Origin of the sequence: Peribacillus sp. NPDC097675, assembly GCF_050277655.1 — a bacterium.
Classification (GTDB): Bacteria; Bacillota; Bacilli; order Bacillales; family DSM-1321; genus Peribacillus.
This window is the reverse complement of the sequence record NZ_JBNNSK010000001.1, coordinates 596,795-613,730: the sequence shown is the minus strand read 5'-3', so window position 1 is coordinate 613,730 and position 16,936 is coordinate 596,795. Positions and strand designations below refer to the sequence as shown.

17 protein-coding genes are annotated in these 16,936 nt (G+C 39.9%); 2 read left to right on the top strand and 15 right to left on the bottom strand.

What is annotated here, in order from left to right; genetic code table 11:
* The 4 genes from ACQKL5_RS03095 to ACQKL5_RS03080 form a co-directional block, all read right to left on the bottom strand.
* Positions 1-278, bottom strand: a 278-nt coding sequence (locus ACQKL5_RS03095) for a hypothetical protein (RefSeq protein WP_427606544.1), incomplete at its 3' end; no start/stop codon positions are given.
* A gap of 166 nt (positions 279-444) precedes the next feature.
* A complete protein-coding gene (locus ACQKL5_RS03090; RefSeq protein WP_427606543.1) occupies positions 445-813 on the bottom strand; it encodes a YppE family protein in 369 nt (122 codons plus the stop codon).
* Positions 814-885: 72 nt separating this feature from the next.
* Positions 886-1,155, bottom strand: coding sequence for a hypothetical protein (locus ACQKL5_RS03085; RefSeq protein ID WP_427606542.1), 270 nt, complete (start codon positions 1,153-1,155; stop codon positions 886-888).
* A gap of 335 nt (positions 1,156-1,490) precedes the next feature.
* Positions 1,491-2,459 (bottom strand): DUF2515 family protein, encoded by a 969-nt coding sequence (locus ACQKL5_RS03080; RefSeq protein WP_427606541.1) that lies wholly within the window; start codon positions 2,457-2,459, stop codon positions 1,491-1,493.
* 139 nt (positions 2,460-2,598) lie between these two features.
* Between ACQKL5_RS03080 and recU the strand changes: the two genes are divergently transcribed.
* The gene (gene recU / locus ACQKL5_RS03075) at positions 2,599-3,210 is read left to right on the top strand and encodes a Holliday junction resolvase RecU (protein WP_427606540.1); all 612 of its coding nucleotides are present in this window, start codon (positions 2,599-2,601) and stop codon (positions 3,208-3,210) included.
* Positions 3,211-3,239: 29 nt separating this feature from the next.
* The gene (locus ACQKL5_RS03070) at positions 3,240-5,924 is read left to right on the top strand and encodes a PBP1A family penicillin-binding protein (protein WP_427606539.1); all 2,685 of its coding nucleotides are present in this window, start codon (positions 3,240-3,242) and stop codon (positions 5,922-5,924) included.
* Between the two features lie 15 nt (positions 5,925-5,939).
* Here the strand turns inward: ACQKL5_RS03070 and ACQKL5_RS03065 are convergent, their stop codons facing one another.
* From ACQKL5_RS03065 to panB, 11 genes are all read right to left on the bottom strand, one after another.
* Positions 5,940-6,467: a YpoC family protein gene (locus ACQKL5_RS03065; RefSeq protein ID WP_427606538.1), complete on the bottom strand. Its 528-nt coding sequence runs from the start codon at positions 6,465-6,467 to the stop codon at positions 5,940-5,942.
* Entirely contained in the window at positions 6,464-7,120 is a 657-nt protein-coding gene (nth, locus tag ACQKL5_RS03060) for an endonuclease III (RefSeq protein ID WP_427606537.1), read from the bottom strand. The genes ACQKL5_RS03065 and nth overlap by 4 nt, the downstream gene beginning before the upstream one ends.
* Positions 7,121-7,142: 22 nt before the next feature.
* Complete coding sequence (locus ACQKL5_RS03055; protein ID WP_427606536.1) at positions 7,143-7,838, bottom strand: DnaD domain-containing protein; 696 nt, start codon at positions 7,836-7,838, stop codon at positions 7,143-7,145.
* A 126-nt stretch (positions 7,839-7,964) separates the two neighbouring features.
* A complete protein-coding gene (gene asnS, locus ACQKL5_RS03050; protein WP_427606535.1) occupies positions 7,965-9,257 on the bottom strand; it encodes an asparagine--tRNA ligase in 1,293 nt (430 codons plus the stop codon).
* 225 nt (positions 9,258-9,482) lie between these two features.
* Entirely contained in the window at positions 9,483-10,667 is a 1,185-nt protein-coding gene (locus ACQKL5_RS03045) for a pyridoxal phosphate-dependent aminotransferase (RefSeq protein ID WP_427606534.1), read from the bottom strand.
* A gap of 18 nt (positions 10,668-10,685) precedes the next feature.
* Positions 10,686-11,162 carry a DUF5590 domain-containing protein gene (locus ACQKL5_RS03040; protein ID WP_427606533.1) on the bottom strand — a complete coding sequence of 159 codons (477 nt, stop codon included), beginning with the start codon at positions 11,160-11,162 and terminating at the stop codon, positions 10,686-10,688.
* A gap of 18 nt (positions 11,163-11,180) precedes the next feature.
* Positions 11,181-11,351 carry a YpmA family protein gene (locus ACQKL5_RS03035; RefSeq protein ID WP_427606532.1) on the bottom strand — a complete coding sequence of 57 codons (171 nt, stop codon included), beginning with the start codon at positions 11,349-11,351 and terminating at the stop codon, positions 11,181-11,183.
* Between the two features lie 157 nt (positions 11,352-11,508).
* On the bottom strand, positions 11,509-14,289 hold the full coding sequence (gene dinG, locus ACQKL5_RS03030) for an ATP-dependent DNA helicase DinG (RefSeq protein ID WP_427606531.1): 2,781 nt from the start codon (positions 14,287-14,289) through the stop codon (positions 11,509-11,511).
* Positions 14,290-14,520: 231 nt separating this feature from the next.
* Positions 14,521-14,904 (bottom strand): aspartate 1-decarboxylase, encoded by a 384-nt coding sequence (gene panD, locus ACQKL5_RS03025; RefSeq protein ID WP_427606530.1) that lies wholly within the window; start codon positions 14,902-14,904, stop codon positions 14,521-14,523.
* 22 nt (positions 14,905-14,926) lie between these two features.
* A complete protein-coding gene (gene panC / locus ACQKL5_RS03020) occupies positions 14,927-15,772 on the bottom strand; it encodes a pantoate--beta-alanine ligase (protein WP_427606529.1) in 846 nt (281 codons plus the stop codon).
* Entirely contained in the window at positions 15,769-16,605 is an 837-nt protein-coding gene (panB, locus tag ACQKL5_RS03015; RefSeq protein WP_427606528.1) for a 3-methyl-2-oxobutanoate hydroxymethyltransferase, read from the bottom strand. Before panB ends, panC begins: the two co-directional genes overlap by 4 nt.
* Between the last annotated feature and the right edge of the window lie 331 nt (positions 16,606-16,936).

Genomic DNA, 16,936 nt, shown 5'->3' with positions numbered 1-16,936 from the left:
TTACCCTGCATTTGTTGGTTAGGCTGTATTTGCGGATTACCCTGCATTTGTTGGTTAGGCTGTATTTGCGGATTACCCTGCATTTGTTGGTTAGGCTGCTGCATCGGCTGCATTACACTACTGCCCGGCAAGGTCCCCGCATTCATGGACTGTAGCGGCACCTGTTCGTTAGGTGTATAGGCCGCTTGGTGGTATGGATCATGATAGGGCAGTTCAAATCCTCCATTTTGTTGCGGGGGATAAGGATGCATCATTGCTTCCTGCTGAGGGTACGGCATTGGCTGCTGATATGCCCCCCAGTATTCTGGCATGGATTGTGCGTACTGTTCTTGCTGGGGTAAGACTGGATTATAATCCGATCTCATCATATTTTATGCGTCCTCCTCTTTCTTCCTGACTTGGTTCATTATTATATGAAAGAAGAGGATATTAGTGTAAAAGTTTTTATGTTAATAATCGGTTTACTTCTGTTTTTACATTATGAAGGATATATTCAATGGACTGAATGTGACTCTTAAACCGTTTGTAACTGGTTTTCGGAAAAAACGCCTGAACGGCGACATCTGAAAGATTATTGGCAGTTTGTTCAATTTGCTCAGGAAATAAATGTTTGAAAGGTGTTTCCTTCATCCACTCTTTTATTCCATTTTCCCATTCTGTACAACTAGCTTGGACTTGATCAGCAAACGGCTTAACCTCTGTGAAGAAATCTTTTTCTTTCCCTTCACTCCGGACACTGTCATATATTTCATTCGCTCGATTTACATACATTAATAATTGTTCAGTCAGTTTTTGTAGATTCTCTTTTTGCACTATAATTCCTCCGTAGCCTGTTTCCATCAGTATAATCGAGTTTGTGAAAAAATGAAATCCTACGGCTTATACCTATACTTCAGCTAAAATCTTGGGATTGATGATTGAGTTTATCGATCTAACGGGCTTAGATATAGTTACATTTTCATTCTCCACCCAGAATTCCCCGGCTTTTTCCATTGCCTCCTGTACCTCGTTCACTAATTTATGCTGATTTGCCCAAAGTTTACAACGGGCTGTATTCATAGCCTCACCATAGGCATTTTCCAAATGGTCCAGACTGGTACTGATCTCAGCTATCATACTTAAAATTTCTTCTGTTGCTACACTTTTATCGTTCATGCTGACCCCTCCCATTCTATACGTGTATTATTCTTTTTTTGAATAGAAAGCCCTTCCAGGTTGACAAAACTAGAAGGGAATCGGCAAAGAAAGTGTAAATTTCTTAATTTATAGTGGCCTTCGACAAGAAGTAACGAATGAAGCTGGCTATTTTAAACAAGAATACAAGCAGGAGGTGATTTTAATGCAGTCGAATGAAAGCAAAGAGCAGAAATACGAAAAACGACAAAAGCCGCCTGCCGAAAAGGCAGGAAAAGGAAATCCGAAGCTTGATGGGGAAAACAAACCCTCTACCTAAACGTATGGAGGTTTGAAACACACTCAGGGAAGGTTAGTTACTGCCTTCCCTTTTTCTCTTTTTTAAGTATCAGGTTCTTGAACATTACGGTTGTATGCAATTGCTTTTGTTTGTGATCAAACCAATCGGTCAAAAGCGGATTTTCTTTCCATTGTGCTTCTAAGAACCATTCCTTTTTTACTTTTTTCTTTACGCCCCAATTTTTTGGCTCAACAGGCCGGTGAGGGACGATTGGATAAACGGCCCTCAGCATCGGGGTTTCATATAGCCTTGGTCTCTTTCTGTACTGTTCATAATCAAACCTTGATCCAGTTGGCTCAGTTCTGCTGGCGAATTCGAAAAATAAAGGAAATAATTCTTCCCTAAATAAAAGATCAGCCAACCTTTTCCCCAATTCGATTCTTTCATCTACGTTTCTAAAATGTGAAACGGACGCTCCATACAACTCCCCCTTACAGGTAGGAAACAATACTGTACTGAAGTGCATACAGTCTTGTAGAAAAAATAATATAGAATGAAATACGAGAGATCGTTTTTTTATGATTGGCTCAATTATGTTTTGTTCATTTATAATAAGGGCTGTCATTAATCTATCTCGATTTCCTTGTTCCCAAAAAGAGAACCACTCATTTGTAATGAAATCGGTAATAAAAAAATGAGGAAATAAGTGAAACAAAGGACGCTTATACTTCGTCGAATAATGATAGAGAAGTAATTGTGGATAGGCATCCTCAAAGATTCGCCAATTCGCTTCTTCATAAGTCAGAAATAACTGCCGTCTATATTTCTGATGCAATATTTTTGAATACCAAACTCCCTCAAGGTCACACATATTCCAACCTGCATTACGGGAGACCATTCCTGCTAGATAGGACCATCTTATTTCCGGATGAAGGACGAAGAAATTTTCATATGCTTTAGTTCTTGTTATATTATCTTTGTTCCATTTTTCTGTTTGACCTTTAATGATTGATACCAGATGTTTTTCCTTTTTTGTAATGTTCATTCCCACGAACCGCCATTTCCAAGAATTACGACAATTTTATTCATTTAAATCCTATCGTTCTAAGAAACAATTCTTTTTATTCACATTTTGGATTCTTTTTTTGCTAATATAGATAGGTGAAAAAAAAGGAGGGGTAAAAGTGGCGTTTAATTATCCAAACGGACGAAAATTCGTACCCCAGCCCATGAAAGAAAGGAAAGATCCGCTAAAAAAATTCAGTTACAGTAATCGGGGAAAAACATTAGAGGATGATTTGAACGAAACCAATCAGTATTATTTAGCACACGGGATAGCAGTCATCCATAAAAAACCTACTCCCGTCCAAATTGTTGATGTCCACTATCCTAAAAGAAGTGCGGCGGTTATTAAAGAAGCTTATTTCAAGCAAGCGTCGACCACGGATTACAATGGGGTCTATAAAGGTAAATATATTGACTTCGAGGCCAAGGAAACTAAAAATAGCAGCTCTTTCCCTCTTAAGAATTTTCACGAGCACCAAGTTGAACATATGAAGCAAATCGTTCAGCACGATGGAATTGCTTTTGTAATTATCCGCTTCTCTGCGACGGATAGTATATACTTAATGAGTTCAGAACAACTGGTGTTGTACTGGAATCGGATGAAAGATGGTGGACGTAAATCCATTACGCTGGAAGAGGTCAAGGCCAGTTCAAAGAAGATTACGCTTGGCTTTCAACCGAGAATTGACTATATTAAAGTAGTAGATTTACTTATCGCAGAAAATTTTTAGGTTTTTTCTAGAAAGGCAGGTTAGCTGTAATGGCTGAAAAATATAATACAAGAGAAGAACGTAGAAAGCAGGGTCAGTCACAGAAAAAGACAACTAAAAAAGGCCCAAAAAAACCCACGAACATGCTTAAGCGAGTTTTTCTCATTCTCGTCACAATCGGAATTGTCTGTTTAGTTGCCGGAGGAGCTACATTAGCTTACTTTATCAGTGATGCACCGAAACTGGATGAAAAACTTTTAAAAGACCCTGTTACCTCCAAAATCCTTGATAAAGAAGGTAAATTACTTGCAGAGGTCGGTACTGAGAATCGTGACTTTATTAATTATGAAGACATACCTGAACTAGTCGAAGATGCATTCCTAGCCACTGAAGATTCCCGTTTTTATTCCCATCACGGGGTTGACTTCCTACGTCTGGGCAGCGCAGTCGTCGCCAACGTTAAGAATGGCTTTGGTTCAGAAGGTGCCAGTACTTTGACCCAACAGGTCATCAAACGCTCTTACTTAACACCTGATAAAACGATTAAAAGGAAAGTTCAAGAAATGTGGCTGGCCATACAGCTAGAAAGAAAATATACAAAGCAAGAAATACTGGAAATGTATGTGAATAAAATTTTCTTTGCCAATCGTGCGAACGGGATTCTGACGGCTTCGCAGACATATTACGGCAAAGATTTGGATAAATTGGAGCTCAATGAAGTAGCCATGCTTGTTGGCTTACCACAAAGCCCAAGTCGCTATGATCCATATAAATATCCAGAACGTGCAAAAGAACGTCGTGATGTTGTACTTCACCTCATGAATAAACATGGTTATATTAGCGAGCAAGATATGAAAAAGGCACAAAATGTAAAAATAACAGCCGGACTTCAAGAGGTAGACAAAAACCAAATCGATACGACTGCTTATGATGCCTTCATCGATTTGGTAATAGAAGAAGTCGGTAATATGGGTGATTATAATGTGTTTACAGATGGTCTGGAAATTCAAACGACCATCGATAAAGACGCCCAAGAATACGTTTATAAAATGTTGAATAGTAATGAAATCATTAGTTACCCTAGTGAAGATCTACAAGCCGGTGTTACATTGCTCGATACGAAAACTGGCGAAATTAAAGCAGTTGGTGGTGGCAGGAACACGAACGTCAAACGCGGTTGGAACTACGCAACAGATGCTAAGCGTTCACCAGGGTCCACCATCAAGCCTATTTTAGATTATGGACCAGCTGTGGAATATTTGAACTGGTCTACCTATCAACCTATCAAAGATGAGGAGTATACATACTCTGATGGAACTCCCCTCAAAAATGCAACGGGCTCTCATTATGGAACGGTTCCTATTCGGGAAGCTCTATCGAGATCATTGAATATACCGGCCTTAAAAGCGTTCCAAGAAACCGGGAAAGAACGAGCACGTGATTTTGCAATCGACCTTGGCATTCCTTTTGATAAGAATAAGGAACTCAACGAATCCGCTTCAATTGGCGGTGGTACGGATGTTTCTACTTTAGAACTTGCTGGTGCATACGGGGCCTTTGGTAATGGTGGGGTTTATAATGAACCACATACCGTCAAGAAAATTGTCTTACGTGATAAAACGACCATCAAAAACAAAACAGAAACAAAACCTGTCATGAAGGATTCCACTGCTTTCATCGTCACCGATATGCTAAAAAGCGTCATGACTGAAAGCTATGGTACGGGAAGATTGGCTAACATACCGGGACTTCCTGTAGCCGGAAAAACCGGATCCACCAACTTCACGCCTGAACAGCGTGCAGCAAACAACATACCAGCTTCAGGTGTAAAAGACAGCTGGATGGCTGGTTATACGACTAACTATACAGTCGCCATCTGGGCGGGTTATGATAATGCTTCAGGCAAAAAAATGGAATACCTAGGCGATACTTCTCAGAGAATTCCTAAATACATCTTTAAGAATTTGATGGAACACATGGCCCAATCAAAAGAAACTAAAGACTTTGAACAACCGAACAGTGTTGCAAAAGTTGGTGTCATAAAAGGATCGAATCCTGTAGTGAAAGCAAATCAATACACTCCAAGTGATAAAATCAGTTATGAATACTATGTTAAAGGCTATGAACCAACACAAGTAACCACTGAATATGAGAAATTAGCTTCACCTAGTGTCAGTGCATCTTATAATCAAGAAAGTAACGAAATACAGCTTTCATGGTCCTATAGTGATGGTAATCCACAATTTGAAGTCCAAATGTCTGTTGACGGCGGCTCAAATAGTGTACTTAAAAAGTCGAAGGATACTAGTTTAACCATTCCAAACCCTACACCGGGAAGTAAGTATACTTTTTCTGTTGTAGCTATCGTTGATAATCAACGAAGCGACCCTTCTGGTGCTACAGTAGAGATTCCTAATGCTATTGAAGAGCCTGAGGAAGAGAATACAGAAGAACCAGCAGATGATGAGGAACTGAAAGAGGATACTCCTACGGATGAGGAAGGTAATACAGACGAGGATCAGGATAAGAAGCCTGACGTAGGCAATCCAGATAATAATGGAGACAATGGAAATGGCAATGACAACGGTAATGATGATGGCACCAAGGAAGACGGTGATGTCAAGGACGAGGATCCAGGAAAAGACGTTGAGGATAAACCCACAGACACACCTGAGCCCGCTCCTGACCCAGATAAAGACAAAAACAAAGATAAAGATAAAGAAGATAACAATTAAAAAAAAGGTCTAAGCTTAGTTGCTTAGACCTTTTTTTGCTTTTTGTAGCTTATTTCGTACCATAAGCTTTTCAAATTCGATAAATAATTCGCAAAGTTGCCTGAATGAATGAAAAAGTGCCGGCCTTTCCATGATGAAAGATAACCTTTCAACCAAGTTGACAGGTTTAAGCGTACATTCTTCAATATGTTTCTCCCACGCACTGAGCTGTACAGGTTTACCATGCATCCAGTAAACTGCAGAAAGGAATAACCCAATCCCCTCTTTCATAGGCTCCAATGCCTGTCCTGCTTTTCTTTCTGAAAATAACGTTTCACAATCCCTTTTAATGAGCCTCCATTTATCATACAGCTCAGGTACATGCTTTTCACCCTTTTTCCAAGGTAAATAGGCCTCTTCCCCCCTGTAAAAAAGCAGTTCATATGAAAATACTTCAAACGGATTTTTCCACGCTTGATACGCTTCCTTTTTTAAAGGTTTAACTTCTTTAGGGAAGAAAATTGGATCGACCAATTCGTCCGGTACCCTTAGTGTTTGAATCATCTGGCTTCTTTCCTTTTTAGCCGCTTTTTCCCTTCGCGACACAAATCAAGAAGTGGGCAGGTTTCACATCTTGGAGATTGAGCCTTGCAATGATAACGACCAAAGAAAATGAGCCTGTGGTGTGTAGCGGACCATTCATCCCTCGGTACTTTGGTCATCAGGGTTTTCTCCACCTCAAGCACGTTGTCTTTCCAACGGCATATACCCAGCCTTTTGGATACACGTTCAACATGGGTATCCACTGCTATAGCCGGTACTCCATATGCTACTGAGACTACTACATTGGCCGTTTTACGGCCTACACCCGGTAACTTGGTAAGTTCATCTCGGTCGCTAGGAACTGTTCTATCATATTCATCAATCAGCATGCGGGATAATTTTTGAATATTTTTAGCTTTATTACGATACAGGCCTATTGAACGAATATCATTCTCTAGCTCCTCTAACGGGACACTTAGATAATCTTCAGGTGTTTTATATTTTTGAAATAAATTATGTGTAACTTTATTGACCAGTACATCTGTACATTGAGCCGAAAGGGCAACAGCAATCACCAATTCAAATGGATTGGAATGATTCAGCTCACAATGGGCATCAGGAAACATTTCGCCCATAGTATCCAGACAATAACGAATTTGAGCTTTATTCAGCATGTTTGTTCTCCTTTAATTCACATTACTGTTCGAGCCAATTATAAAAGGGCACGTCTTTCAAAGGTTGTGTCGCTTCTATTTTACGTTCCCTTTTCTGGTGGACTCTAAATTTTTGCCCTTGTTCCCTTGCTTGTTCCAAGGTTTTGATTCCATTCTTCTTCCACTCGAATAAAATTCGGTCTATATAACGGAAATTCAATTTACCTGAAATGACTGCCTCCCTTAAAGCGGCTTTTATGATATCAGGTTGATGATCATCCTCCATCCACATCGCAAGGGTCTCACATTCAAATGGGGATAAGGGACGACCGAACTCCTGTTCAAATATGGTATATAGACTCTCCCCTGCCTTCTGTACCTCGGCAGATTCAGCCTTTTTCAAAGACTTTAAGAAACAGTCCAACATTTTTTCATACAGTGGATCGAGCGAATATTTTTCTTGGCCAATTTCCTGATTATTTTCAACAACCATCTGAACAAATCCTCTTTGAATTAAACGTTGTATTAAGAATAGGCACTCAGATTCCTGTAACGTCATTCGGTCGGATAGTTGAGATGGTGCAGGAAATGGATTATCATGTTCGATGAAGCTTTGCAATTGGAGTAAAAGAACCATCTCCTGCTCATTTAGCCCCATTGTCTTATAGTTAGTCAACAAAAAGGATGGAATCGTAATCGTTCCTTCCTTAAACCAAGCATATAAATGTTCTTTATTCATGTATTGGACACCTCTAATTAAGTATAACATGAAAGATGTGATTCGAATAAGCTTATAATTTTAACAGAATAAATAGAAAAAAACGGTTATCTGCCCAATTTGACAGAATAACCGTTTCTCTTGTAATTAAGGATATAAGCGGTTTAAAAGACGTGGAAACGGAATAGTTTCACGAACATGTTCAACGCCGCTAATCCATGCTACAGTCCGTTCTAAGCCCAAGCCAAAGCCCGAATGTGGAACAGATCCGTATTTCCTTAATTCCATATACCATTTATAAGCATCTTCACTCAAACCATGTTCAGCAATACGCTGTTCAAGGAAATCCTGATCGTGGATTCTTTCCGATCCACCGATGATTTCCCCATATCCTTCTGGGGCAATCAAGTCGGCACATAGAACGACTTCTTCCCTATTTGGATCAGGCTGCATATAGAATGGTTTAATTTTTGTTGGATAATGAGTAATGAATACTGGCTTATCATAGCTTTCAGCAATTGCCGTTTCGTGAGGTGAACCAAAATCGTCACCCCATTGAATGTCTTCAAAGCCCTGTTCATGAAGGAATTTGATAGCTTCATCATATGTGATCCGTGGGAACGGAGCTTTAATTTGTTCAAGCTTCGTCGTGTCGCGACCAAGAGTATTCAATTCAAGCTTACAATTCTTCAGTACAGACTGAATGACGGCTGTGACAAATTGTTCCTGGACTTCAAGGTTTTCTTTAAATTCCACGAATGCCATTTCCGGTTCAATCATCCAGAACTCGATTAAGTGCCTTCTTGTTTTAGATTTCTCTGCCCGGAAAGTCGGACCGAAAGAAAATACTTTTCCTAAGGCCATGGCTGCAGCTTCCATATAAAGCTGCCCGCTTTGTGAAAGATAGGCATCCTCATCAAAGTATTTTGTCGCGAATAGCTCACTGGTTCCCTCAGGTGCACTTCCAGTCAAAATCGGCGGATCCACTTTGACAAAACCTTCTTCATTAAAGAATTCATATGTAGCACGGATGATTTCATTACGGATTTTCATAACCGCATGTTGACGCTTTGAACGAAGCCATAAATGGCGATTGTCCATTAAGAATTCCGGACCATGCGCTTTTGGTGTAATAGGATAATCAACCGATTCATGAATGATTTCTATATTTTTCACTTGTAGTTCATACCCAAATGGTGAACGCTCATCCTTTTGAATGACTCCCGTTACATACATGGAAGATTCTTGTGTGATCGACTTCGCAGTAGAGAAAAGTTCTTCTCCTACATCCGCCTTCACAACCACCCCTTGGATGAAACCAGATCCATCACGGATTTGAAGGAAAGCAATTTTACCACTTGAACGCTTACTAGCAAGCCAGCCTCCAATTGTCACTTCTTGATCGACAAATTTACTAGCCTCTTTTATTGTAATTTTCACGGAATTTCCCTCCAAATTAACTTAACTTACTAAGAAATTTACTCTATTTATTATACCTATAGGGCACCTTACAAGCAAATTATTCACCTAATCTACTATAAATGCACTAGTTTTATCTTCCTGAAAGTTATAAAAGTAAAAATAAGAACCCTTATTAAACAGGTGGCAGGGCGAAAAAAACCTACAAATTCCTTAATGTAAAGGAATCTGCAGGCTGATTACATACTAAGCCATTTTCGCTTTAACGAATGTATGAATTCTTTCTACAGCTGCTTCAAGAAGGTCCAAAGATGTAGCATAGGATAGTCTGATGTTATCCGGAGCTCCGAAACCCGAACCTGGAATAACGGCAACTAAGGCTTCTTCCAATAAAGCAGTCGTAAAATCTTCAACATTGCTGAATCCTGTCAATTCAACTGCGCGTTTGACGTTTGGGAACAAGTAGAATGCCCCTTGTGGTTTAATGCAGCTCACTCCCGGTATTTCTACCAATTTCCCATAAATCGTATTCAATCTACTTTCGAATGCTTGACGCATTTCTTCTACCGGTTCTTGTGTACCATCATATGCTGCAATTGCACCGAATTGAGCGGTTGTCGTAGGGTTAGAAGTGCTGTGGCTAGCTAAGTTCGTCATCGCCTTGATGATGGCTTCGTCACCTGCTGCATAGCCAATTCTCCATCCTGTCATGGAATGTGATTTAGAAACGCCATTGATGATGATCGTTTGCTTTTTCAATTCAGGAGATAATTCCGCAATAGATGTATGTTTTGCAGTTCCATATACCAATTTTTCATAGATTTCATCCGAGATGATCAAAATGTCATGCTCTAAACAAACTTCCCCGATAGCAGCTAACTCATCCTCAGAATAAAGCATTCCAGTTGGGTTGCTTGGAGAATTAATGATAACCGCTTTCGTTTTCTCGGTGATGGCTTCTTCTAACTGTTGGTTCGTTATTTTATATTGGTTCTCTTCAGAACCGACAATATAAACTGGTTTACCGCCGGCAAGCTTGATTTGTTCCGGATAACTTACCCAATATGGGATGGGGACAATTACTTCATCTTCTTCGTCTAGAATTGCTTGGAACAATGTATAGAGAGCATGTTTAGCGCCAGAACCTACAATAATTTCAGAAGGCTTGTACTCTAGGCCTTGATCCCGTTTTAACTTAGCCGCAATCGCTGCTTTCAGTTTTGGAAGCCCAGCAGAAGGCGTATATTTAGTTTGTCCTTCATTCATGGACTGCATGGCTGCATCAATAATATGTTGAGGAGTATTGTAGTCAGGTTCGCCGGCCCCTAAGCCAATAATATCAAGACCTTGCGCTTTCAGTTCTTTTGCTTTTGCAGTGATTGCCAATGTAGTAGAGGGTGTTAATGACTGAACCCGATTAGCTAATTTCATAGTAAAAAATCCTCCATTCTATATACTTCGGTAATACTTAAGCCATTCCCCTGTTTTGAAATCGTAATAATCATAATTGTAACGTTCAGAGTCGTCGAGATATGTTACTTCCCATAGCGGGACATTCTTTTCCATACCTAGCTTAACGGATATGATTTCTTCAGGTTTTAGCTTTTCGTTTACTATACTTAATATCTCTTTTTTTGTCTTACCATCTTTAAAATTCCTAACAACTATATTTTTCTTCTCGTCCTCAGGAATCCAGACAATTTTTTTGCTTCCATTTTTCGTCTTGCCAATGATAACAGAATACGAAGTCTGACCATTATATAGGTAAAACTCATCCTTTGTATCAATTCCGCCTGCTTTCTTTGCCTTTTCAAAAGCCTCATTACCAGCTTCTTTTTTATGCTGTAATGCTTTAATGTATGCTCCGCTGACAAAACCGATAAAACAAAGGACTAGGATAGAAGCAATAATCAACCATTTTTTCAAGACCGCTTTTCCCTCTTTCTATGTACGATAAATAGTAAATATCGCTTTTTCTTGATCTTTTGAATCCAATGCCAGGCCGAACATCAAATCGTCTTTTTTTAACGTTCGATTCAAAGAATCCACAATCTTATACAAATCAGGTGAATTTTGCACCCTGACTGTCGAGATCACTTCAATTTTACTTTCCATGAAAATGCTCCTCCGTTTTAACTAAAAATTGTCAACAATCACTGGTGTGTATGGGATTTCAAGGCATAACTACCTTCACATTATACCAGTTCATAGGTTATTTTTCTTCTTTAATTATCGAAATTTCACCTATATTCAGGTAAAGAAATAAGATATATTAAATCCACTCTTCAATCCTCTCTGCCATTTCACGGATTGAGACATGTTCCCATCCAATGGCAGGAATTGATTTTTGGAATTCCGGACCGTATTTAGCAGTGATAACGCGCTTATCCAGAACAATTAGTACTCCACGATCCTCTGGGGTACGGATTAACCTACCGAATCCCTGCCGGAACCTTAGGAGGGCTTCAGGTAACGAATAAGCGGAAAAAGCATTTTTCCCCTGTTTTTCGAGCAGCTGGCATTTTGCGGCTGTAACCGGCTCATCTGGAGGCGAAAACGGAAGCCTGACGATGACCAGACATGATAAATCCTCACCCGGTATATCGACACCTTCCCAGAGGCTTGTCGTACCAAAGAGGACCGCTTTCTCGAAACTTTGGAAATTCCTGAGTAATCTCATGCGACTCCCACCAGAAATTCCTTGTGCAAACAAAGTGAAATCATCCAGTATCTCAGAATCCTTTATGGCATAATAGGTTGCCCTTAGCATCTCATGTGAGGTAAACAACACCATCATCCTGCCCTTGGCAGCCTGGGCAGCAACAATGATGTGATTGGCCGCGTTCTCCGAAAATTCTTCCACCGTTAAACAGTTAATGTCGGGAAGATCATTTGGCACCAAAACCTTCACAAGGTCTTTATAGGGAAAGGGTGAAGGGTAAATGGCAGTCTGGATCTTCTCATTTTCCAAGCCAAGTTGTGTTTTAAAATACTGAAAAGAATGTTTCACGGCTAAAGTGGCAGATGTCATAATCACACTCTTCTGACGTCCAAAATAAGAATCCCATAACCATTTGCTACCCGATATTGGTTGGACGGTTAATGTCACACCGTGCTGTGGAGCCGCTTTGGTATAATCAAGCCAATAAATATTTTCTTCATGAGGCCTGATGAAACATTCGTGTAAGGAATCTCTTGTATCCTGCAGATGTCCAAGCAACACTTCGATATCATTTAGATAAAACAAGGCATTCTTACCCAATGATAACTCATTATCCATTAAACGATGCAATCGCTTCTGCAGTTCCATGATGATCGAACCTAATAAATCTACTAATCGCTCTGCTAAAAGAATTGCCTGTTTCCAAATAGGCTCATTTATTTTAAAGGAAATTCGTTTTGGACTTACAGACCGTGAGAGTTTTTCTGCTTGAATGGCCAAATAATAAAAAAGTTGGTCGAATTCATAGGAAAAGTCACTTAACTTTTGATCAAACGCATGGGAGGGCTTTCCATCTGACAACCCCTTATTCAAAAGCAATTTTTCGAGTCTATAAAATAACTGCTTTTGATCGAAGGTCCCTAGCCTGTTTAGCATGGTCTTAACTGATATATAATGGAGCCGGCGTCCAAGTTGAGTAGAAGCAGCCTGTTCCAAATGATGGGCTTCATCCAAGATTAAATAGCCTCTTTTGGGAATAAGGGCATCCTCTGTAAGAAGATCGCTCATTAAAAAGGAATGATTTGTAATAATAATATCCGCTTTTGCAGCCGTCTTCCTAGCTCGTTCAAAAAAGTCCAGCTGCATCCATGGCTTTTTCAATCCCACATATGTCAAACCATCACTTTGAAGCCTGTTCCAAAACAATTGTCCACCACTAGTAAGATTTAGTTCATCTTTATCGCCTGTTTCCGTTTCCGTCAACCACACCAATATCTGCATCTTCGTTAAGGCTGTTTCATAATTATCTTCTTTTTCTCTCAATGCTCGCTCGAACTTAGCTAAACTCAAGTAATTGCTTCTTCCCTTTAACAAAACCGCTTGAAAGGAAAAAGGAAGGATTTTCTTCAATTTGGGCACTTCATTTTGCAGAAGCTGGTCCTGTAACTGAAGAGTATACGTCGAAATGACTACAGGCTCCTGATGCTTCTTGGCAAAATATACAGCCGGAAGCAAATATCCCAGTGATTTTCCGATTCCTGTTCCTGCTTCTATAATGGCATTCTCCCGAGACTCAAGGGAATGATGAATCAGGTTCATCATTCCTAGCTGACCAACTCTCGCTTCAAAGGCTGGGTATGCATCTTGAAGCATGGAAATTTTCCCTTCATCATCTAGTGGGAATTCCGTTACTTTATCGATATCCACACTATCTTCGGTCACCTTTTTGAATGCAAGGCCTCTAAATGTCGTAATCCCTGGTGAATGGACTTCGGCTTTTGCAAGTTTGCTCGCTATACAAGCATCAATTAGTTCGGAAACCTCACTTTGTAAAGAAAAAGAGAGCCGATATAATTGCTTAAGTGTCATCAATGGCAAGTTTAAGAGCTTTTTCTTCAACTCTAACAATAATAAAGCGGTAGCATATGCATCGCTATCCGCTTGATGGGGCCGTGAATGGTCTAGATTCTCCTCTTTAGCCAGCTGATGCAATTTATATCCATCAGATGTCGGTTTCATAATTTTCGCCAACTCTACCGTATCTAGCGTAGAACCATAAAATGGCTCGAACCCGCATCTTACCAATTCTTCTTGTAAAAAAGATAAATCAAATAAAACATTATGGGCTACAAAGCAAGCACCTTCAATAAGACGTGCAATATTCTTTGCAACATCTTCAAAGTCAGGCGCATCTTTAACCGTTTCGTTACTAATACCTGTCAATTCTTCAATGAACAGGGATATTTCTTGCCCAGGATGGATGAATGTTGAATATGTGTCAACAATCTGATCATTTTCAATGACCACACCTGCGAACTGTATGATCCTATCCCCTTTTTTGGGAGAATTCCCGGTCGTTTCTAAGTCAACCACTACATATCGTTGTGTCATGAATTTGTACACCTCAAACTTCACTTTCTCTACTAGCTGATGGAATTCTCATATCTTTTTTATACCATACTACATAGAATAAAGGAAACACTCCGATTATAGGAGAGCAGTATTACTTAATTAATGGAAATCAATTCGCACTAATTGATATGTCTGAAAGAATGCATAAAAAAGAGACGTCCTTATCATATGTATATATCATACGTATGATAAGCCGCCCTTTATGCATGCTTACAGGATCGTCCCTGCAGGTTCGTGTGAAATCAATTCGATGATTTGGTTACTTTCATTCATGATTGCCACTTTAGGTTGATGATCACTTAGCCTATCTTCAGCTACCATCACGTAAGAAATAATAATGACAATGTCGTCTGGCTGAACGAGTCTTGCAGCTGCTCCGTTTAAACAGATAACCCCACTGCCCCGTTCTCCCGCTATCACATATGTTTCTAGCCGAGCACCATTATTATTATTGACTATTGCCACTTTTTCATTTGGCAAAATGCCCACTGCATCGATAATATCTTCATCTATTGTAATACTGCCCACATAATTCAAGTTTGCTTCCGTTACCCGTGCACGATGGATTTTTCCATTCATCATTGTCCGATACATGAATACCCTCCTTATATTTGACTTAAATCGTTAATGTAATATTATCAATGAGCCTTGCATGTTTAAACTTCACGGCCAATGCAATGATGATCTTACCTGACAGTACATCAAGTAACTTCAAATCCGGATATTGATAAACTTCAACATAGTCAATTATGCCTTTTGTCTCTGCTTGTATATGCTCCTTGATGAGAGCTATAATCTTTTGGGGATTTCTTTCCCCTGTGCCAATGGCAGTTTTCGCCTTCAATAGGCTTTGGTATAACTCTTTTGCTTCAAGACGTTCATCTTCAAGAAGGAAGACATTCCGTGAGCTCTTTGCCAAACCATCTTCTTCTCGTATTATGTCAACAGGTACAAGCTCAACGGGAAAATTAAAATCCTGTATCAATCCGTCAATGATTGCGACTTGTTGTGCATCTTTCATCCCGAAATACGCCTTATCAGGAAGAACGATATTAAAAAACTTCGTAATGACAGTTGCCACGCCATCAAAATGTCCAGGCCTCTTTCGGCCACACAAGCAGTCAGTCCGATTTTGAACATTAACTTTGACAGAAGGATCATCCCCATACATTTCATACACAGTCGGATAAAATAGATAATCCACTCCCGCATCGACTGCAAGACTTTCATCACGAGCCAAGTCACGAGGATAAGTCTCGAAATCCTCATTGGGTCCAAACTGCAATGGATTGACGAAAATGCTTAAAACGACGAGATCATTTTCTCTACGGGCATTTTCTAAAAGGGCAACATGGCCTTCGTGCAAATACCCCATCGTGGCGACATAACCTATACTTTTTTTATTCGATTTATCATGGAGGATTACTTGCTGTATTTCCTTTGCTGACGTGAAAATTTTCATCTTTCTCCCCCATAAAGCGCAAGAAGTTGTTCTTCCTTCATCGTAAAGGAATGCTCTCTTGTCGGAAAATCACTTTTTTTCACTTCATTCACATAACTTGTAATCGAATTCCTAATTAACTCATCGGCATTTCCATATATTTTGACAAATTTCGCAACCCGATCCACCCCATATGTGATGAGATCATGAAAGACGAGGACTTGTCCATCGGTTTCCGCTCCTGCTCCAATTCCAATGGTAGGAATGGCTAGGTTTTGAGTAATAAGCTCTGCTACTTGATAGGGAACGCACTCAAACACAATGGCCATCGCCCCTGCGTTTTCGCATTTTTGGGCATCTTCCATGAGCCTTTGAGCGGCTTCGGCATTCTTCCCCTGAACTTTATATCCCCCGAGCACTCCAACTGATTGGGGTGTCAATCCAAGATGTGCGACAACGGGGATCCCTGCCTTTGTCAAAGCGGAAATCTTTTCAACAACATCATCTGCTCCTTCAACCTTCACGGCGTCAGCATGGCCTTCCTGCATAATGCGGGCTGCGTTCTTAAGCGTTTCATCCATGGATAGATGGTAGCTCATAAAGGGCATATCCGTTACGACAAATGTATCAGTGGCACCACGTTTCACTGCTTTTGTATGATGAATCATATCTTCTATGGTAACCGGTATGGTAGAGTCATAACCTAATACGACCATGCCTAATGAATCCCCAACCAAAATCATATCGACACCTGATTGTTCCGCTAACTTTGCCGACGGATAATCATAAGCAGTCAACATGACAATCTTTTCACCATTTTGTTTCATTTTCAAAAAATCTCCGGACAACTTCATTACGTTTCCTCCTTAAGTAGAGGAGATGAAAACATCAGCGTTTTAAAAACTGGTGTCAAACATTCGCTGCACAAAAAAGACCGACTAAATAGAGGCCCTGTCCGTTGCAATAAATGACCATACAACTGGCCTTTATCTTCATGAACAAGGTACTTTTCCTTTTAGTCGGTCTTTTATTAACATGAGAAGTTTCATCCCTCCGTCCCCGTCCAATCATTTGGATCAAGGCAGATTTTCAAATATTTTTTTGTATGCTTGAGGTGCAGTTCAACATGATACTGCCCACTTGAATTATATCAAGTCAGATATGATTATTCTATTTATTTTTCTA